This window comes from Bacillus sp. JJ1773 (assembly GCF_036962035.1).
In the GTDB taxonomy this organism is placed as follows: domain Bacteria; phylum Bacillota; class Bacilli; order Bacillales; family Cytobacillaceae; genus Cytobacillus.
The window spans coordinates 1-19373 of sequence record NZ_JBALNX010000039.1; the positions used below are offsets into that span (position 1 = coordinate 1).

Genomic DNA, 19373 nt, shown 5'->3' on the forward strand with positions numbered 1-19373 from the left:
GACTTTTCAAACCTTTTTCATGGTGAAATGTCCGTCCAGACTCTCTCCTTAATAGATTAATAACAAAACAATCCCCTCCCCCCATTTATATCCTATTTTTGCAAACCACATTTTTCACCAATTCTCCATAATTTGTATTAAAAATCACTGCCGAATTCAGAAAACTTGGTGTAAGATAAAACATGGGTATTTTTTCCTATATGGTCATAAAAAGTTAAATGAAATGGGGAATATTGTGAAAAAATCTATTCTTACAAGATTAATCTCGCTAGTTTCCGTTGTTGTACTTATTAGCCTAGTGATCATTTCCTTTACTACGTATCAAATGACATATTTTAAGGTTAAAGAAGCGGCCGGTATTGAGTTAATTGGTTGTGCTAATATCACAACTGGTCTGCTATCGAATGAGGATATTAATAGTCTGCATGAATTAAGTGATTCCGAGGTGAACGAACTTAATCAGAAAATTAGTTGGACGGTTGCTCATAAGCCAATTTTTCAGAACCAATCACTTCTATCACTTGACGGCACAGTACTTGTTGCTGATCAAAATCTCCAAACTCAAGGTGTTAACGTTGGCGATACAATTCCGATTGATCCCCGTATTCTTACACAATTAAAAGAGAAGGGAGATCCAATCTACTCTGATGTTTATGAATTTGCCGGAATGAAGCGCTTGACTGGATATGCTCCTATTTTTAAAAACCATGACCCTACTAATGAGTTAATTGCCATTAGTGCAATTGACTTTAATGCTGAGATTCTAACAGATAGAACCTGGAGTATGGTGGCAACTACGATTATTGTCGGCGTCATTTCCCTTTTAATTGCAGGATTAATCATTATCCTATTTGTCAGAAAAACGATTCTCCCATTGAAAAAGCTAACTTCATACACAAAAAGGATTTCTGAAGGGGATTTGACCCTCGATATGCAAGACTTGAATGCCACAGGTGAAATACATGAACTATCTGAGAATTTTAATCAAATGGTAGAGAGCTTGAAGGCGAGCTTGCATCTTTCTTCGAACAGTTCTAAAGAAATCGCTGCGTCTTCTGAAGAGTTGACTGTCAATGTAATGGGAGTAACCCAAATTGTAGATGATGTTTCGAATACCCTGCAGAACGTTGCAGATTCAGTTAAGAATCAAGCTGCTAATCTTACAAGAGTGAAGAATACCTTTGGAAATATCACTCAAAACACAGGTTCAATGACCGAAAAAATTAGCAGCACTGCATCTCATTCTCAGCAAGTATTGCAAAAAGCAGCTGAAGGGAACAAACTTATTAAAGACTCTGTTCATCATATGAAAAACATTCAAGAGAAAACGAACAATCTTACTATTGTAATGGAAGAGCTCAACTATATGTCCGCAAGAGTCAGGGAAATTCTTAAAATGATTACGAATATATCCAAGCAGACGAATCTTCTTGCCTTAAATGCATCGATCGAATCAGCAAGGGCCGGGGAACAAGGAAAGGGTTTTGCGGTTGTCGCGAATGAAATTAGAAGCTTAGCAGAAGAAACCTCTAATAGCATATCAAATATAGCGAATATCATAGTTGAAATCGAAGGAAAAACAAATGAAGCCGTTTCTTTAACGAATGATGGGAATGAAACAGTGAAAGACGGCATGATAAAGGTGGAAAATGCCGGGCAAACATTCTTGCAAATCCACGACTCTATCAAAACGAATACAAACCAGTTTGAACAAATTTTCCAGGGGATTGTTAGAATTAATGATGATATTCAAAACGCCAATTTAGATGTAAAGAGCATAGAGAAAATTACCACGGAAGTTTCCGATTGCATGCAGACAGTCTCTACTTCATCACAGCAACAGACTGCATCCATGGAAGAAATCAACTCAGCGATCCAAATATTAGCTTCCATGGCTACAGAAATGGAAGCTATTGCAAACAAGTTTAAATTATAAGTATTTTAATCTTCCGTAGAGGCTTTCCTATAAGATGCCTGGCTCCACAATAGTACAATATCTAGAATCTATTTTGACTCAAGATATTGCATCGTGGTGCCTGGCAACTTTGTTTATTTTCTATTAGAAAACTCTTTATTCATATTTTCTTTTACTCTGCCTCAGATACAACCGTAAAACGCTCATTGATATGGGCTGGATTTTCAATTTCATCTACAATCGCAATTGCATAATCTGCATAGCTCACATAGCTATCCCCTTTTGAATTAACAATGAGATTGTCTTTTCCTTTTTGGTAAGTACCTGTTCTTTTACCTTCCGGGTTAAAAAATGCGGCTGGGCTAAGGAAAGTCCATTTAATGCCTGCTGCGTTTTGCAGATCTTCTAGGTTTTTGCCTTGATTAAAGGCTGTTGCGTAATATTCTTTCGGGAATTCGGGAGTATCGATCAATCTGATTTTTTGATCTTCATCTACAAATAGACTTCCTGCTCCGCCTACTACAATTAATCTTGTTTCTGGAGCTCCCTTCATCGCTTCTATTAATGCTTTTCCTGCCTCAACATGAAGATGCTCTTGTCCTGGTACCGCACCAAACGCATTCACGACTGCATTAAACTGACTTACATCTCCTGCCGTCAAATCAAATACATCTTTTTCAAGAACTGCTGCATTTGTATTTGTTAACTTTGAAGCATTTCTTACTATCGCTGTAACTTCATGCCCTCTATCCAATGCTTCTTGTAAAATAAGACTTCCTGCTTTTCCTGTAGCTCCAATTACACCAATTTTCATCTGAAAAAACCTCCTAAAAATATGTTTATTATTTTCACCATTAGGTAGATCTGCTATGCATCCATACCAATAGATGATTTCGTACGCGTTGTAACCAGGGTAGTTACAACGTGAGTAAAAATAAAAAAATTAGATGTTTCACCCAATTTTTTTATTTAAAAACGTTACAATATCCATCATCGTTACTTCTTTTAATACTAATTCCATTGCCTCTTGAGCCTTCAATAAAATCAATTCAAGAACCGATTGAATGTTGGCCCCAACAGGACAACTCGGATTTGGACTGTCGTGAAATTGGAATAGCTCGCCTTCTTCAACAACTTCGACAGCATGATACACATCAAGGAGGGTAATATCTTGTAAAGGTTTTTGAAGCTCAGCACCACCTGTACCTCGGCGAACTTGAATGAAGCCTGCTCGTTTAAGTTTCCCCATTACTCTTCGTATGACTACTGGGTTTGTATTCACACTTTCAGCAATCCATTCAGACGTACAAAGTGTACTCTTTTCAATAGATACGAGAGACAAAATATGAACAGCTACAGTAAATCGGCTGCTAATTTTCATTTCCTTCAACCTCCTGATGTAACCATTATAGTTACATCAAATATTTAATGTCAAGATATTTTTGAAAAACTGCCTCGTGTAAGGCTTATTCGGTGATTTTCGAAGGAACAGACCCTTCTGCGGAAACGCGAGAACCGTCCTTATGCTTCAAAAGCTCCAGTGATTCCTGCAAAGAAATAATTTCTTTTTGTATTTTAGAATCCCCCTCGATCCATGGGACATGTTTTCTTTCTGCTTTTACATCATGTTCAAGCGTATTTGCCATTGTTTCAAACACGAAAAGAAATTGAGCAAGGGTTTCATCTGATAGTATCGGACGTTGTGCTTTTTTTGAACATATATCAAGTAATTGTCCTAACTGTTCCATTGAAAAAATGGCAGGTGATAGATACTCTAACCACTTTTTATTAGCTGGAATTTCACCTAATGCTGTGGAATAGACGGTCCTTAAATTGACCAAATTAGTTCGCATTTTATTTTGTTCTTTGCTCTCCACATAAATAACTTCATTGTTTTCAGAAAACAAGCTAAATAATAATTGAGACTGGCTGCGAATGGTTTTGGCCATTAAATGAAGAAGTCGACTTGAGGCAGATTGTCTGCCAATTAATAATACTCCTATCAAACCAATGGCGCATCCGATCAGAATATCAATGATTCTCACTGTAGCAAAATAGGAAAGATTATGTATATGAGACGTACTCTCAGCCATCAACAATGCGTTTGGAGTAATGAAAGTAACAGCAAACGCATAATTTCGCACTATTAATAGCTCTGTACAAAAATTTAATAGTGCAATGAACAAAGCAACGGTCATCGGTGTTGGCTTCAATGAGAGGATGATTACTGCTGCTAAGATACCTAAAGTAGTCCCAATTGATCTTTGAATGGCTCGATGGAATGTACTTATAATTGTAGACCCTAACATGACTGCTCCACACGATACTGGTATCCAATAGGATCGTTCAAATTCAAATGAGAAAGCAATCATTGCTGCGGCCATTAAGACAAATCCATACTTTAAAGAAGAAAGAAACACAATGGAATGTTTATCAAATGCATCTATAAGAATTCTTTTGAAGGTAGGCTTTATTATTTTTAGTTCCTGATTAATCTTTGAAATAGGTTCTTTCATAATGGCATTAGCTTCACAGATTCTTGAGATTAGTTGCTCTACAGCTTGATCACTTTCTTCTGGCTGCAAAATTTCCAAAGGGTTGAGTTTCTTTTTACGATCTAATGAATCAGCTAGTGTTTTCACAGATTCCCCTAATTCTGGCAGGTATTTTGTTTTTCCTTCTGCATACATTTCAAGAATATCTGACCACATCACATTCGCTAATTCTTTTAATAAATACAATCTTTTAAAGAAATTGGAGCTCCTCCATGATACATATCCTTTTAGAAGAGTTGCATCTGCGTCTTTCAATGCGGACAAGGTTCTCTCTCTCGCTTCGTTAAATGTTTCTGTATCGATAGAATGAAGAAGTGCTGCTAGTTCGAAATAAATCCGTTTAACTGCTTTTGTTTCTGGTCCATGTGGGTCGAAAAACCAGCCTATCATGGCTACTACCCATGATACGGATCCTCCTAGTAAAACAAGACCGGCCCGTAAGGCAGCATTAGATGGATCAATGGGCATAACTGATGTCATTGCGAATACAATCACAAAAAATATGGAGGCAGGACCAGGGATTTTAAGCGCACCAAAAATAAAGGTTCCAACCGCCCCAATTCCGCCAAGCAAGATAGCAAATGCAAGTGGCGAAGATGCCGTAAGTGTACCCAATCCAATAGAAGCTGAAAGTCCTAGCAGAACAAAAAATACTTTTTTTGCTCTTTGCGGATACGGTTCATTGAGGACATAAAGATAAGAAAAACCTCCTACTCCAGCCAGTAAACCAAACTGAAAATTCCCCAATAATATTCCAATGACGACAGGCAAAGATGCACTTAGCCCAGCAGAAATAGCCCTCGTCCAAGGAAAAGGACTCTTCTTAATTGTAAACGCACCTTTTATCATGTCTTTTTTCATTCGGTTTCCTTCTTTCCACCCATCAGTTATTGCGGATTGAAAATGAATTACAGTCTTACCTAATATGCGATGAATCCTCGTCTCTCATACTCAACAAAAAACGAACCCAATACAAACTTGGATTCGTTTCTCCTAACATTCTTTTTTATTTTTAAGAAAGCAGGTTTTAGCTCTACTACATTCAATCTAAAAGAAATATCTTACCAGGATTTAATAAACATTCTGGATCAAGCATTTTCTTCATCTGTTTCATAATAATAATGGCATTCCCGTGCTCAGCCTCTTGAAATTTCATCTTACCAAGCCCTACACCGTGTTCCCCCGTACAAGTTCCGCCAACTTCAATAGCTTTTAAAGCAAGTGCTTCATTCGTATATTCAGCCTTTTCCTTTTCACCAGGCACCTTCGGATCATAAATAACCATTGTATGGAAGTTTCCATCCCCCACATGTCCCAATACACCTCCCGTTAATCCACTTTCATCGATTAGCTGTCTAGCATACAAGACAAGCTCTGGCAGCCGTGAAATGGGTACACAGACATCCGCTCCCGTATTGGCCATACCCTTAATATGCTGGTATGCATAGGCCATTTCATGCCGAGCCTTCCAAAGCTCCATCCGTTCCTTCGATCCGCTTGCCGCCTCCCAATTTGCACAGCCGAGCTCACGCATTAATTGTTCCGTTACCTTCGCCTCTTCCTCCACCGCTCCCTTGGTGCCGGCGAATTCAAAAAACAAATAATGGCTAACTGGGAATTGATAGCCTCCATATGCATTGACCTGAGAAATACTTTCAGCATCCACCAGCTCCATACGCATGACCGGAATCCCGCTGAGTAAAACTGTTTTTGCCGCTTCCGCACATTCCTCAGGTGTATCAAAAATACAACGAGCGGCTAATGTGTGTTCTTGAATTCCATGGAGCCTTAATGTGATTTCCGTGATGATGCCTAAGGTTCCCTCAGACCCCGCAAAGAGTCCTGTCAAATGATAGCCAGAAGATGACTTTTTCGCATGAGATCCAGTGTGAATGACCGTTCCATCAGCCAAGACAACCTCTAGATCTAGCAGCTGATCACGCATTGAACCATAACGGACGGCCGTTGTCCCACTCGCATTATTTGCGACCATTCCGCCAATGGACGCATCTGCGCCTGGATCAATGGGAAACATTAATCCATGCCGGTTTACTATTTTATTTAATTCCAAACGCGTGATTCCCGGCTGAACAGTAATTAATAAATCCTCTGGTGAAAAATGAGTGACCTTATTCATATTCCTAAAGTTAATTGAAATCCCCTTTTTGATAGGGATCGCTTGACCTTCAAGTCCCGATCCAGCTCCATAAGGGGTTACAGGGATTTTATGCTCGCGGGCTATCCCTATAATGGCCTCAACATCTTCACGGCTCTCCGGAAAACAAACTACATCAGGCTCTACTGGTGTATGAAATGATTCATCATGGCTATGACGGAACAACTCTGTTTCACTTTGGCTTACTTTGTCTTTGCCTAGACATTCAATGAGTTTTTGGATAAACATAATTAAACTCCCTCTAATAATTATTTTTTCTGAAACTTTTTACTTTTCTATCAATCTATTATATGCGTAATCCTACCTGATTTGTATTTTTTTAAGAATCATTACCTTAATTTTTGCCCTCGTTATAATGGGTTTTAACATGGCTGCAACAAAAACAAATCCCATTTTTATTGAACTATCCATCAAACCCATTCCGCGTTACAATGAAGCTAGGGCTAATAGATAATTCAGGATTAGTCTATAAGAGCTCGAGGAATTTTTGGCCAAATTAGAGTGTGAACCCGCTGTCACAAAATCTTGCTAGTTTCATTATAGAACAAAAGGAGCAATTAAAATGAGTCATGTAAAATGGGGTACACCTGAATCATTACGTGCATTACTTTGCGAGCTTGTTAGCTGGCAAAGTCGAACACTTACTGAAGGAGAATGCAAATTTGCCTACAATCTAAATGCGAAGTTAATGGAGCTAGATTACTTTAAATTAAACCCTTCCTACATTGGCCTACATGATGCAGGACTAGGACGTAATGCCGTTACTGCTTTATATAAAAACCCTGAAGTATCGGAAACTATCGTTCTCATCAGTCATTTTGATACGGTCCACACGGAAGAATACGGTGATTTAGAACCATTAGCTTTCCAGCCTGAGCAACTAACAAGAAGATTAATGGATCGACTAGATGAGCTGCCGGAAGAAGCCCGTACTGATCTTGAGTCAGGAGATTACTTATTCGGACGTGGCACAATGGACATGAAAACAGGACTTGCTCTTCATATGGCCCTAATTGAAAAAGCCAACCTCGAAAAATGGCCAATCAATCTGTTGCTCGTGACAGTTCCGGATGAAGAGGTAAACTCAGCTGGAATGCGCGCTGCCGTTCCGGAGCTAGTACGTTTACGGGATGAACACCAATTAAACTACAAATTATTCTTGAACAGTGAGCCGTCCTTTTCCCAAGAGCCGGGAGATCCAAACTATTATATTTATTCTGGATCAATTGGGAAAATTATGCCTGCTGCTCTATTCTACGGGAAAGAAACCCATGTCGGGGAGCCAATGAGCGGGATGACCGCGAACTTTATGGCATCCTTCCTAACACAGCAGATGGAATGGAACCCAATTTTTCGTGAATCTGACCTAAATGAAAATACACCTTTGCCTGTTTCACTTCAACAAAAGGATTTGAAGATGGAGTATTCGACTCAAACCCCTTACCGTGCTGCAGCTCTATATAATGTTTTTCTTATGAAGCGCTCGGCAGCTGAAGTAATGGATATTTTTACAGAGGTTGCTGAGAAGGCTGCTCAAGCCTGTACTGCTGCTTACACTGAAATATGCGAGCGCGAAGGTGTAAAGCCTGTCGGAAAAGTGAAGGTAATGCGCTATGAGGAGCTGCTCCAATATGCAGAGAAAAAATTGGGGTCTGAGTTAATATCGAAGATTAAATCTAATGCCCTAACGAACGCAAATTGGGATGACCGCGAAAAGTCGATTCGCATTGTCGATTCACTTATGATTCAGTGTCAAGAGCTTGGGCCAACTATCGTTCTTTTATATGCGCCGCCTTATTACCCAGCTGTTAATACTTCCCATGATCCGCTCGTCATTAAAGCCGTTAATTTAATGAAAAAGACAGGCATCGAAAAGTTCAATTTAGAAGTGAATCAAATCCATTACTTTAATGGAATTTGCGACCTAAGCTATGTATCCTATCAGGATAATGCTGAGGGCTGGACTTCTTTCGAACGGAATACACCAGTATGGGGAGACACTTATAGCATTCCGTTTATTGAAATGGAGCAATTGCATGCCCCAGTTTTAAATGTGGGCCCTTTTGGAAAAGACGCCCACAAACGAACAGAGAGACTCCATATCGAAAGTGCTTTTGTACAGCTTCCAATTATGCTAGAAACACTTGTCCGCAGCCTGTTTCCAGAAGCGGTAACAGATTCTACTGAAAGACAAATAGTTTAAACTTATATAGAAAAGGATTACTTCGCCAAATATTTTTGACAAAGTAATCCTTTTTCGATTAAACAAACTTATTCAAAATAAGCCCACTTGTATTGAACATCACCAAGTCCCGAAATATGAACACCTTTTAAGTTTTCAACTTGTACCCAGTTTTGAGTGTAGAAGTAGATAGGTGCGACTGCCATTTCTTCCATAAAGACTGCTTCTGCATCTTTTAATAATTGTTGACGTTTCGCAGGATCGCCTTCAAGAGCAGATTTAGCAAGTAAATCTTGGAATTCTTTATTTTCCCAACCAGTATTATTATTACCGCCATCTGCATCACGATACATTTCTAAGAAATTGATCGCATCGTTAAAGTCACCTAACCAGCCTAAACGTCCAACTTGGAAATCAAGTGAATGTAATTTATCTAAGTATACTGCCCACTCTGCATTATCAAGTGTAACTTCAACACCTAGATTTTGTTTCCACATATCTTGGACCGCCTGTGCAATCTTTTGATGTGCTTCAGATGTATTGTAAGAAAGCGTTATAGCTGGTAGTTCAGAAGCATCTTTGTATCCAAGCTCTTCTAAGCCTTTTTGTAAAAACTCTTTTGCTTTTTCAACATCATTGTCTGGGAAGTAACCCTTTTCATTTTCAGGGAACATGGATGGAGGTACAATCGCCATCGCTGGAAGCTGTTCACCTTGAGTAATGTTGTCAATGATTTCTTGACGGTTGATTGCATGAGTAAATGCTTTACGGATATTTACATTATTAAATGGTTCAACTGTTGTATTGAACTTGTAGTTGTATACACCAGCAATAGCTTGAGTCGTTAAACGCCCCTGATCTTTTAGAGCCTGCATGGCATCTGTAGGCAGATTACCTGTAGGCGATCCCGCCCAGTCAAGCTCCCCATTATCAAACATAGATAATTCCGTATTAGGATCATTAACCATGATCATTTCAATTGTTTCTAATTTTCCAGCGCCGGCATCCCAATAATTTTCATTCTTTTTCAGGATGATTTTATCACTATGAGCCCATTCAGTCATAACGAAAGGTCCGTTAGATGTATAGTTTTCACCAGCATCGTTAGCCCAATTTGGGTTCGCTTCAGCTACTTTGCTGTTAATTGGATAATAAGTATAAAACGCTGTTAGCTCTGTGAAATATGGAGTCGGATTTTCCAATGTGACTTCAAGCGTTTTCTCATCTAATGCTTTAACACCAACTTCATCTAGTGATCCGCCAGCAGTATTTGCAGCTTCTGCACCTTTAACATAATAAAGCTGGTATGCATATTCAGATTGATTATTCGGGTCTAGCGCCCATTTCCAAGCATATTCAAAGTCATTTGCTGTTACAGGATCACCATTTGTCCACTGTGCATCACGAATAGTAAAAGTATAAACCTTTTGGTCTTCTGAAACTTCAATTTTTTCTGCTGCCGCTTCTACAGGCTTTCCTTCTTGGTTAATACGTGTTAAACCTTCGAATGTTTGATTCAATACTGCACCAGAAGTCGTGTCCTTCGCTAAAGCAGGATGTAAAGAAGGTGGTTCCGTATTAATATTTATTCTTAAATTCTGCGGTACTTCAGCCTTTTCTTCTTGCTTTTCTCCACCATTTTCGTTGTTTTTTGGTGTTTCTGTGGTGGTTGTTTTCTTGTCACCGCCGCAAGCTGCTAAAAACATGCTGAGAACTAGCAGCATGCTAATAAAGATTAAATTCTTCTTATTCACTGTATGACCCCCTTATGAATGTTCCACCATCACTTTTCTATAACCCCATTCTATTTTTAATCTATACTAGCTTTTTTGTTTCTTAATCGGGGTAATATATCGAAAAGTCTGCGTGTTAAGATAATTATAAATTTTATAGAATAATAGAGCAAGTTATATTTTTCTGTATAATCTTCTTTTTCATTTTTAACGGACAAAAAAGCAAGCTAGTGGATTCTCACACAAACATGGGAATAATCCTGAAAGACTTCACCTAGCCTTATCATTTCTTACTCCCGAATAGATTTTCTATACTAAGGGTATATAGGACAAGTCTAGTCCCTTGTCCCGCTTTTTGATAAAAAAATAACCCCCTGAGAATGAATGAATCTCAAGGAGGTCATTTATCTTTTTACTCTGCTCCACTATCCAAAATAGCAAAAGTCCCCATCTCACAATGAATCTCCGCCATCGCACCATAAGGCAAAATAAACTTTGGTTCCGTATGCCCAAAATTCATGTTGTAGAGAATCGGCACATGCTCTAATTTAGTTTCTTTCATGACCTTAAGAATCTCAACTTTATATTCCTCGTAATATGTTTCATCTTGTGGCTTCCCAAAAATAATTCCATTTGCCCTTTGCAAAATGCCTTGTGCTGCGTAGTTACGCAGCCAGTACCTTACCAAATCTGGTTTTGGCTTATCCTCTGATGTTTCGAAAAATAGAATACTATTATCCCAATATTTCTGATCCGGCCAAATGGCAGTTCCTTTCGCAAACTCCAATACTTCCATACAGCCGCCAATTAGACGCCCCTGTACCACACCTGTCCCCTGCAGGACTTCATAACCAGAATTCGGCTGCATTTTCCGCCGCTTGTTTTTATTTGATTCCAACCACTCCAAACGCTCACTAGTCCAATTTTCCGCTGGCTGAATGTTTCCAATTACTTCATTTGAAAAGAGGATTCGTTTGACCATTTCAATGGTATATGGATCCATTTCTACATTCTCAGCAAAGTCCGTTAATATCGCAGGACCGTAATAGGAGGAAACCCCCGCCTTATGGCAGATCAAATGTGAAATCGTCACATCTGAATAACCAACAAAAATCTTTGGATTCTCCTTAATCACATCAAAGTCTATGTAAGGAAGAAGGCGAATGCTGTCTTCCCCGCCAATATTCGCGAATATCCCTTTAATGTTCTTATCCTTAAAAGCAGTCATTAAATCTTCTGCACGTGCCTGCGGATGATGGTATAAATAATCTGAACCTTTTAAACTATTAGGCATAGGAACTACCTTTAAACCAAACACTTCCTCTAATCTTTTCACACCCTGCTCATAGCGCCATTTAAGCTCGGGATCTCCTGCCCCTCCCCATGAAGGGCTGATTGTTGCTACAAGATCTCCGGGCTGTAATTTTTTTGGTTTGTTCAACATGTAAATACCTACTTTCCAAACTGTTATTTAATCTTTCTCATCCTCATAATCCCCATCACAATGGGAATACCTATCCCGAATAGCGTTATCGGTAAAATCCATTTCCCAAATCCTCCGCTTCCCCAGCCAATCGCTATTGAAATTGATTCGAATAAGATGATGGCAAAGAGCACAAGGCAAATGTTTTTTATTTGATTCACAATTTTTCGGCTTTGCAGGTAAAACTGTTCTGCATTGGATTCATTCAATCGTTCCGGATAATTATGAGATTCTGGAAATCGCTCCAAAACCTGCATCAAAACGATAATGAATACACCTATAATAGGTAACAAAAACAGTTCCCATTTTGATCCCCAACGGTCTATTTCACCAAGACCATTAAAGTGGGCAGGCACTTTTTCCGGAAGCTCACTCCAAATGGAAATAAGTAGAATAATCGAACCCAAATAGCATAAATATCCAACAACATCCCAAACCCATTCGCCCGCTGTCTTCGGAATCTTTAATTTTGGCCGTTTCCATGAATTTATCATACTCCCACCACCTAACATATAGAATAAAAGATTCTACACAAATACTCATGATACTTCTTCATACGTTTTATAAAGCGCCTTAGTTTCATCATAAATGCGAATTAGACTTTACAAATGATATCCCTTATAATAATCGAATATTAAATCTAAACAATAGGATGTATATGAATGAATAAATATTTGCAGGTTTTCAAAGGAACTGCTTTTTCCAGCCAATCACCTAAAGAAGTCCAAATTCTAAAAGACTATCTTTTCTGTATTAATTCGGACGGAATGATTGAAAAAATGGCTTCTCCAGATGATGGCGATTATCAATCCTTACTGGATGAGTATCAAGGCAAGGAAAACTTCCTTTGCTTAGCTGACGGTCAGTATTTCTTGCCCGGTTTCGTTGATTTGCATGTTCACGCACCGCAATGGGCACAGTCTGGAACAGCTTTAGACATTCCACTTTATGATTGGCTTAACACTTATACCTTCCCGGTTGAATCCAAATTTGCAGATTTAGATTTTGCAAATGAAGTGTACCAGGATGTGGTCAGTACCCTACTAGCAAACGGGACAACAACTGCACTTTATTTTGCCACTGTTCATAAAGAAGCCAGTTTCTTATTAGCGAAAATATGTGCTGAAAAAGGACAGCGCGGTTTAGTTGGGAAAGTAGTCATGGATGACCCTGAACAAAATCCTGAATATTACCGTGATGCTGATACGAAGACCGCCCTAGCTAATACGGAGGAATTTATTTTAGCAGTCAAGGAATTAGCAAAATCAACAAAACAAGGTGTTTATCCAGTTGTAACACCGCGCTTTATTCCTAGCTGTACAGATGAAGCATTAAAAGGTTTAGGGGAATTAGCTGCGAAGTATGATACTTACGTCCAATCTCATTGCAGCGAAAGTGATTGGGAGCATGGTTATGTGAAGGAACGTTTTAATAAGAACGATGCGTTTGCCTTATACGACTTTGGTCTGCTGCGTGAAAAGTCTGTTATGGCGCATTGCAATTTCTTAGATAATAACGATGCCGAGTTATTTGCTAAAACAGGCACAGCTATTGGTCATTGTCCAATCTCCAATGCTTACTTTGCCAACAGTGTCATTCCTATCGCCCATTTTCATTCAAAAGGCATTGATATTGGTTTAGGGTCCGACATTTCTGGCGGTTTCTCACCAAGTCTTTTTGATAATGCCAGACAAGCTGTCATGTCCTCAAGAATGTTAGAGGATGGCGTTAATCCGAATCTTCCTGCTAAAGAACGAGGTGTGCCAAATTCACGTATTACGATTAATGAAGCATTCTATCTTGCAACGGCAGGCGGCGGTGAGAGCTTAAGCTTACCAATTGGCCGCTTGGAAGAAAACTATACTTGGGATGTACAAATGATTGATACGACATTAGCATCGGCAAAATTACCGATTTTCGATGCGAATGAAGATCTTATGGATGTCTTCCAGAAGGTCATTTACCTGACTCGACCAGAAAACATTCGAGAAGTGTGGGTTCAAGGAGAGAAGGTTCATTCACGCAGCGAATAATGTATATCGTACAAATCTTGAGAAGTCCCTCGTAAATTCAGTGCACGATATAAATCATTTCAAATTAAAAATGACCTCAAAGAAAATATGATTTTCTAGAGGTCATTTTATTTTATAACAGTGTTTGTTTTTTAAACTTTATACCCAACGACCCAATTCAGGCGCTCTAAAAAAAGTCCAGGTGGTATGGCTTTAAGCATTCTATTGCGAATGTTGATTATCAACGGATTTTCCAACTGCACGAGCTTTCCCATTCGTCTTGAATGATGGACGACTTTTGAGGTTCGAGTTATCCGTTTTTGTTCATAATCTATTAATGCAATTGAAATACCTGCATTTTTCTTAAGACAACGTGCCAACACAATCGCATCCTCCATCGCTTGAGCACCACCTTGCCCAAGATTTGGCAGCATAGGATGAGCAGCATCTCCAAGGAGAGTAACTCGTCCTTTACTCCAACATGGAAGTGGCTTTTGATCAAAAATATCGTGATGAAGGATTGCTGACTCCTCCGTTGCTTCTATTACTGCTTCAACCGGCTTATACCATCCTCGAAAATGCCTTAGGGCAACTTGCTTCCTTTCTCCTATTGGGATCTGGATCTCTTGAGGAGAATTGATAGCTGCGAACCAAAATACTCGCCCTTCTCCAATTTGAGAGAACCCAAACCTTTTTCCTGATCCCCATGCTTCAAACCCTCCGCCCTGTTCGAATAAATATCGTTCATCCTCGAAGCTGCAAATCCCCCTCAGAGCTGTATATCCTGAATATCGAGGTTTTTCAGAGCCAAAAAGCTGAGCTCGAACAGTAGAGTGAATTCCGTCCGCCCCTATAAGTAAGTCTCCTTCTTCTTCAGTACCATCGGCAAATATGGCCGTCACTTTTTCATCACTTTGTTTAATTTCTAGCAACTTTTTGTTAAGCAATACATTTGTGCCTATAAGCAGACCTTTAAGCAGAATAGATTGCAGCACCGCTCGATGAATAAGATAACTGTACGTTCCATATCGCTTTGCTTGCTCATGAGTGGGCAAATTAAGTAAAAGCTTCCCGTCCCAATTACGTATTTCCGCTTTTCCCACGGGAGCTCCTAACGAACGAACCTCTTTAACTATTTCTAATTGCTCTAGTACATTCAAAGCATTGGGGGCTAAAACAATCCCCGCTCCGGCTTCCGACAACTCGCTCGCCTTATCAAATATCTTTACGTGCCAGCCAACTTTTTGTAATGCAATTGCAGAACATAATCCACCAATACCGGCACCAATTATGATTGCTTTCTTCCCCATGTATCTTCACCCCAATCGGCGGACACCAGTTCCTTTATTTGTACAAAATGGGTTAATTCCTTATGTTTACGGACACAGGTACCTTTATATTGTAAAAAAGCAGTGATTACCTCGTGGTTTTTCGTAAATAGTGCACACTGTGTCCGCTTAGCTCTTAAATTAGGCTCATTAAATGAAAATAACGGATTTATTGTCCTCATTATTAAAATTAACGCTCAAGGTTGAGCGTTAATTTTTTTGCGTTAAAGCGCCATTTGATGTTTTTTCTACCTTAACGGAACCTAGCCAACACTCACTTTATTATGCAGTGACTTAGCCTGCATTTGATACATTTGGTCATAGATGCCGCCCTGTGCAAGCAGTTCATCGTGGGTACCTTGTTCTTTAATTACGCCCCGTTCTAACACAAGAATCCGATCAGCATTTTTAATAGTTGAAAGACGGTGGGCAATAATAAATGTAGTTCGTCCTTTTTTCAGAACATCCATCGCATGTTGGATAATTTCTTCTGTTTCTGTATCGATATTCGATGTAGCTTCATCCAATATTAAAATCGCAGGGTCAAATGCGAGGGCCCGTGCAAAGGAAATGAGCTGACGCTGTCCAGAGGAAAGGGTGCTGCCTTTTTCAATAACAGGCTCATCAATTCCTTTTTCCAAATGACCTAGTACACGTTCGGCACCAACTGCTTTCAAGGCTTCTTCTACTTTTTTCCGTGTGATTTTTGGATCATTCAAGCTCACGTTTGAAGCAATTGTTCCTGTGAATAAATATGGATCCTGTAATACAATACCCATATGTTCACGGATGGTCTGTCTAGGTACAGCTGTTATGTCTACACCATCGATATAAATCTTCCCTTTTGAGGGATCATAGAAGCGGAACAGCAAGTTCATAATAGAGCTTTTTCCAGATCCTGTATGACCTACAAGTGCCACCGTTTCGCCTCGCTTCGCTTCAAAAGATAATTCCTTCAGTACGTAATCTTGATCTTTATAAGCAAATGTCACATCCTCGAATACGACATGCCCTTCATATCTTGGCATCATTTCCTGAGATACTTTTTCACCCTTTATATCCAAAACTTCAAAGACCCGATTTCCTGCAACAAGCGAACGTTCTAGCTGCGAAAACTGATTCACCACATTTGTAATAGGGTTAAATAATCTCGTTAAATAATCAACGAATGCATATAAAGTTCCCGCAGACACCATTTCTGCTGCCGTAATGGATCTGGTGCCAAAATATACAATGAAAATGGTAAACATGATAAGCCGTATGACATTCACTAGGTTAAAGGAAGTTGCTGAATCCAAAAACAATAATTTTCGCTGATAAGCATAATGCTCTTCATTCATTTCATCGAATTCCTTCGTCATTTGCTGCTCACGGCGAAAAGCTTGAATAATCGTCATCCCTTGAATGGATTCATTAATCATCGCATTAATGTCAGCAATCTTCGTCCGAATAACACCATTGTATTGCTTCGCATATTTTCTGTACAAAATCATCCACATATAAATAAATGGAATAATGATTATAGCAATCATCGCCATTTTCCAATTTAAGATAAACAACGCAATATAGACACCTGCAATTGAAATAAAGCTGGTCGCGAAATTAGAAAGTACTTGCACATATAAATTTCTTACTGCCTCTGTATCATTTGTGACACGTGCGACAATTTTCCCAGCTGGCAAATTGTCAAAATACTGTATTGGCAATGTTTGTATATGCCCAAACACATCCTTGCGCAATTTTTGGACAACCCGGTTTGCGCCCATTTGCAAATAAATATACATAAAATAGCGTAATATCGCTGTGGCGATCGCTAAACTAAGATATAAGCAAAGCAGCCAGGCAATTGGCTTTATTTCTATAATTCCCATTGTCATATGCTCATCGATAATTTTCTTAGCAATGAACGGGCCCGCAAGATCAGCAAAGACCGCAGCCGATAAGAAAAATAACCCGATGAAAATGGTCCGCTTAAAATGCATCGCATATTTCGTTAATCGTTTACTCGTACTCATGCCCCGCCTCCTTCTAGCTGTTGACGGTCAAATTGTTCCTTATACCAGCCATTTTGTCCAAGAAGCTCTTCATGTGTTCCCTGCTCAATAATTTGCCCTTCTTCTAGAACAATAATCTGATCTGCATGCTGCACGCTGGATAGACGATGTGTTGTAATAATGGTAGTCTTGCCATTTCGTTCATTTTGAATGTTTTTAATAATACTAGCTTCTGTTTTAGCATCGACTGCTGACAGAGAATCATCAAGGATTAAGATTTCAGGATCTTTAATGAGCGCACGCGCAATGGACACACGCTGCTTCTGTCCGCCAGATAAGGAAACCCCTTTTTCGCCAACTAATGTTTCAAGCCCGCTTGGCAGGTTTTCTAAGTCTTTTTTAAAGTATGCAAGGTGAATGGCCTTTTCCAAATCAGCCTCTGTTGCATCCTCTTTCCCAAATAAAATATTTTCCCGAATCGTCCGTGAAAATAAGACATGATCCTGCGGGACATACCCGATCCAATCAAGAATCTGATCTTTTGTTTGGGACGCGATGTCGATTCCGCCAATTTGTAATTGCCCTTCATCAAGTGGATATTCACGCAGTAATTGTCTTAGGAATGTTGTTTTTCCCGCCCCTGTTTTTCCCACAATTCCAAGCGTTTCTCCCTTTTTAAGAGACAACGAGATTTTCTGTAAGTTTTTCACCTGGCTCGTTGGATATTGAAACATAAGATCATCAAATCCAATTGCACTTGGAGCCGCAACAGCAACCGGGTCCTTCGTGTCTTGAACATCCGCCTCATAGTTAAGTGTTTCTTGCACACGATCAAGTGAAGCATTCCCCTGCTGCATCACATTGATTAGCTCGCCAATCGCGAAAATCGGCCAAACCGCGAGACCTAAATAAACGTTAAACGTGACGAGCTGACCGACCGTCATTTCGCCATTTGATACAAGAACGGCGCCGTAGCCAAGTGCGACAACATAGCTAATACCTGTTCCAATTTTCGTGATTGGACCAAATAATGCGTTTATTTTCGCAGTATGCATATTTTTTTCGTATACTTCTTCACTCTTGTCGGCAAAGTAGACTTCATCTTTTGTCTCCTGCACATAGGCACGAATGACACGCACTCCAGCAACAGACTCTAGGACATTATCATTCAGTTCCCCAAATGCATCCTGTGCTTTCATATATCGTTCATGAACAAGCTTCCCAAAATACTGAATGAGCACAGCCATAATCGGCACTGGCAGCATGGCGAAAAGTGTTAATTTCCATGAAATCATGAAACCCATTGCCAAAATAATAGCACCTAAATATAGAGTAGAATCAATGAGTGTCATTATTCCGAAGCCAGCCGTTTGTGCCACGGAATTTAAATCATTTGTCGCACGCGCCATCAAGTCACCTGTACGATTTTTTTCATAAAAGGTTGGCGTCATTTTGAGAAATTGCAGCATTAACTTACGGCGCATAACTCTTTCGAGATTAATCGCCCCTTCAAATAAGCGGTACTGCCAAAAAAAGTTCAAGAAATAGCCACCAATAATAATCGCAATGAATATGAGAATATATTGTCCCAATATTGCTTTTGTCATATCACCAGCAGTCAAAATATCAATAATGGAGCCAAGTAAATATGGCGGCACCACCTCAAGGACACTAGCAATAATTAATAAGATAACGGCAATTGTATATTGTCTCCAATACTTACCGAAAAACCAACTTAACTTCCCTAAAACATCAAACATCGATCAAACCCTCTTTCTCTTTCAGGTTATGAACATGGCTACCCACTATCTAGAGATTCCTTTCTGAAAATCAGTCTTTTTTGTTTGCTTCTCATTGTCATCTACTCCTCTTTAATAGGTCACTAAAAAATTCCAACAAAAAAGATGCATACCCTAAAAAGAGCATGCATCTCCAAAAAGGTATAGAAGTTCCTCCATACCCTTCTATGCTTCAGGAATTCACAATTACACAGAG

At 39.4% G+C, this 19373-nt stretch carries 14 protein-coding genes and 1 pseudogene; 4 read left to right on the forward strand and 11 right to left on the reverse strand.

Going from position 1 to position 19373, the window contains the following annotated elements; genetic code table 11:
• Positions 1–784 precede the first annotated feature (784 nt).
• A pseudogene (locus tag V7127_RS25865) lies at positions 785–994 on the forward strand (HAMP domain-containing protein); the annotation flags it as partial.
• Positions 995–1078: 84 nt separating this feature from the next.
• Entirely contained in the window at positions 1079–1936 is an 858-nt protein-coding gene (locus V7127_RS25870; RefSeq protein WP_438823995.1) for a methyl-accepting chemotaxis protein, read from the forward strand.
• Between the two features lie 151 nt (positions 1937–2087).
• Here V7127_RS25870 and V7127_RS10255 read toward each other — a convergent pair whose 3' ends face one another.
• The 4 genes from V7127_RS10255 to V7127_RS10270 all read right to left on the reverse strand — a co-directional run bounded on the left by V7127_RS10255 (position 2088) and on the right by V7127_RS10270 (position 6874).
• Positions 2088–2729 (reverse strand): NAD(P)-dependent oxidoreductase, encoded by a 642-nt coding sequence (locus tag V7127_RS10255; RefSeq protein WP_335485536.1) that lies wholly within the window; start codon positions 2727–2729, stop codon positions 2088–2090.
• Between the two features lie 138 nt (positions 2730–2867).
• Complete coding sequence (locus V7127_RS10260; protein ID WP_335485539.1) at positions 2868–3296, reverse strand: Rrf2 family transcriptional regulator; 429 nt, start codon at positions 3294–3296, stop codon at positions 2868–2870.
• Positions 3297–3381: 85 nt separating this feature from the next.
• Positions 3382–5331, reverse strand: a complete 1950-nt coding sequence (locus tag V7127_RS10265; protein WP_335485541.1) for an FUSC family protein — start codon at positions 5329–5331, stop codon at positions 3382–3384.
• Between the two features lie 181 nt (positions 5332–5512).
• Positions 5513–6874, reverse strand: coding sequence for an FAD-binding oxidoreductase (locus V7127_RS10270; protein WP_335485544.1), 1362 nt, complete (start codon positions 6872–6874; stop codon positions 5513–5515).
• Positions 6875–7208: 334 nt separating this feature from the next.
• Here V7127_RS10270 and V7127_RS10275 point away from each other — a divergent pair, with 334 nt between their 5' ends.
• The gene (locus V7127_RS10275) at positions 7209–8849 is read left to right on the forward strand and encodes a M20/M25/M40 family metallo-hydrolase (RefSeq protein ID WP_335485548.1); all 1641 of its coding nucleotides are present in this window, start codon (positions 7209–7211) and stop codon (positions 8847–8849) included.
• A gap of 68 nt (positions 8850–8917) precedes the next feature.
• Here V7127_RS10275 and V7127_RS10280 read toward each other — a convergent pair whose 3' ends face one another.
• The 3 genes from V7127_RS10280 to V7127_RS10290 form a co-directional block, all read right to left on the reverse strand.
• Positions 8918–10582 carry a peptide ABC transporter substrate-binding protein gene (locus V7127_RS10280; RefSeq protein WP_335344944.1) on the reverse strand — a complete coding sequence of 555 codons (1665 nt, stop codon included), beginning with the start codon at positions 10580–10582 and terminating at the stop codon, positions 8918–8920.
• Positions 10583–10973: 391 nt separating this feature from the next.
• On the reverse strand, positions 10974–12005 hold the full coding sequence (locus tag V7127_RS10285) for a S66 family peptidase (RefSeq protein WP_335485551.1): 1032 nt from the start codon (positions 12003–12005) through the stop codon (positions 10974–10976).
• Between the two features lie 23 nt (positions 12006–12028).
• Positions 12029–12538, reverse strand: a complete 510-nt coding sequence (locus V7127_RS10290; protein WP_335344946.1) for a DUF1648 domain-containing protein — start codon at positions 12536–12538, stop codon at positions 12029–12031.
• A gap of 168 nt (positions 12539–12706) precedes the next feature.
• On the opposite strand from V7127_RS10290, the gene guaD reads away from it, so the two are divergent.
• Entirely contained in the window at positions 12707–14077 is a 1371-nt protein-coding gene (gene guaD / locus V7127_RS10295) for a guanine deaminase (RefSeq protein ID WP_335485554.1), read from the forward strand.
• A 131-nt stretch (positions 14078–14208) separates the two neighbouring features.
• Here guaD and V7127_RS10300 read toward each other — a convergent pair whose 3' ends face one another.
• The 4 genes from V7127_RS10300 to V7127_RS10315 all read right to left on the reverse strand — a co-directional run bounded on the left by V7127_RS10300 (position 14209) and on the right by V7127_RS10315 (position 19138).
• The gene (locus V7127_RS10300) at positions 14209–15366 is read right to left on the reverse strand and encodes an FAD-dependent monooxygenase (RefSeq protein ID WP_335485557.1); all 1158 of its coding nucleotides are present in this window, start codon (positions 15364–15366) and stop codon (positions 14209–14211) included.
• On the reverse strand, positions 15345–15566 hold the full coding sequence (locus V7127_RS10305; protein ID WP_335485560.1) for a hypothetical protein: 222 nt from the start codon (positions 15564–15566) through the stop codon (positions 15345–15347). Before V7127_RS10305 ends, V7127_RS10300 begins: the two co-directional genes overlap by 22 nt.
• An 81-nt stretch (positions 15567–15647) precedes the next feature.
• The gene (locus V7127_RS10310) at positions 15648–17399 is read right to left on the reverse strand and encodes an ABC transporter ATP-binding protein (RefSeq protein WP_335485564.1); all 1752 of its coding nucleotides are present in this window, start codon (positions 17397–17399) and stop codon (positions 15648–15650) included.
• On the reverse strand, positions 17396–19138 hold the full coding sequence (locus V7127_RS10315) for an ABC transporter ATP-binding protein (RefSeq protein ID WP_335485568.1): 1743 nt from the start codon (positions 19136–19138) through the stop codon (positions 17396–17398). Before V7127_RS10315 ends, V7127_RS10310 begins: the two co-directional genes overlap by 4 nt.
• Positions 19139–19373 lie beyond the last annotated feature (235 nt).

What these genes read in the sequence shown, in the direction of transcription:
- V7127_RS25870 (WP_438823995.1), top strand. Translation starts at nt 1,079, where the DNA reads ATGGGAGTAACCCAAATTGTAGATGATGTTTCGAATACCCTGCAGAAC.
- V7127_RS10255 (WP_335485536.1), bottom strand. Translation starts at nt 2,729, where the DNA reads ATGAAAATTGGTGTAATTGGAGCTACAGGAAAAGCAGGAAGTCTTATT.
- V7127_RS10260 (WP_335485539.1), bottom strand. Translation starts at nt 3,296, where the DNA reads ATGAAAATTAGCAGCCGATTTACTGTAGCTGTTCATATTTTGTCTCTC.
- V7127_RS10265 (WP_335485541.1), bottom strand. Translation starts at nt 5,331, where the DNA reads ATGAAAAAAGACATGATAAAAGGTGCGTTTACAATTAAGAAGAGTCCT.
- V7127_RS10270 (WP_335485544.1), bottom strand. Translation starts at nt 6,874, where the DNA reads ATGTTTATCCAAAAACTCATTGAATGTCTAGGCAAAGACAAAGTAAGC.
- V7127_RS10275 (WP_335485548.1), top strand. Translation starts at nt 7,209, where the DNA reads ATGAGTCATGTAAAATGGGGTACACCTGAATCATTACGTGCATTACTT.
- V7127_RS10285 (WP_335485551.1), bottom strand. Translation starts at nt 12,005, where the DNA reads ATGTTGAACAAACCAAAAAAATTACAGCCCGGAGATCTTGTAGCAACA.
- V7127_RS10290 (WP_335344946.1), bottom strand. Translation starts at nt 12,538, where the DNA reads ATGATAAATTCATGGAAACGGCCAAAATTAAAGATTCCGAAGACAGCG.
- guaD (WP_335485554.1), top strand. Translation starts at nt 12,707, where the DNA reads ATGAATAAATATTTGCAGGTTTTCAAAGGAACTGCTTTTTCCAGCCAA.
- V7127_RS10300 (WP_335485557.1), bottom strand. Translation starts at nt 15,366, where the DNA reads ATGGGGAAGAAAGCAATCATAATTGGTGCCGGTATTGGTGGATTATGT.
- V7127_RS10305 (WP_335485560.1), bottom strand. Translation starts at nt 15,566, where the DNA reads ATGAGGACAATAAATCCGTTATTTTCATTTAATGAGCCTAATTTAAGA.
- V7127_RS10310 (WP_335485564.1), bottom strand. Translation starts at nt 17,399, where the DNA reads ATGAGTACGAGTAAACGATTAACGAAATATGCGATGCATTTTAAGCGG.
- V7127_RS10315 (WP_335485568.1), bottom strand. Translation starts at nt 19,138, where the DNA reads ATGTTTGATGTTTTAGGGAAGTTAAGTTGGTTTTTCGGTAAGTATTGG.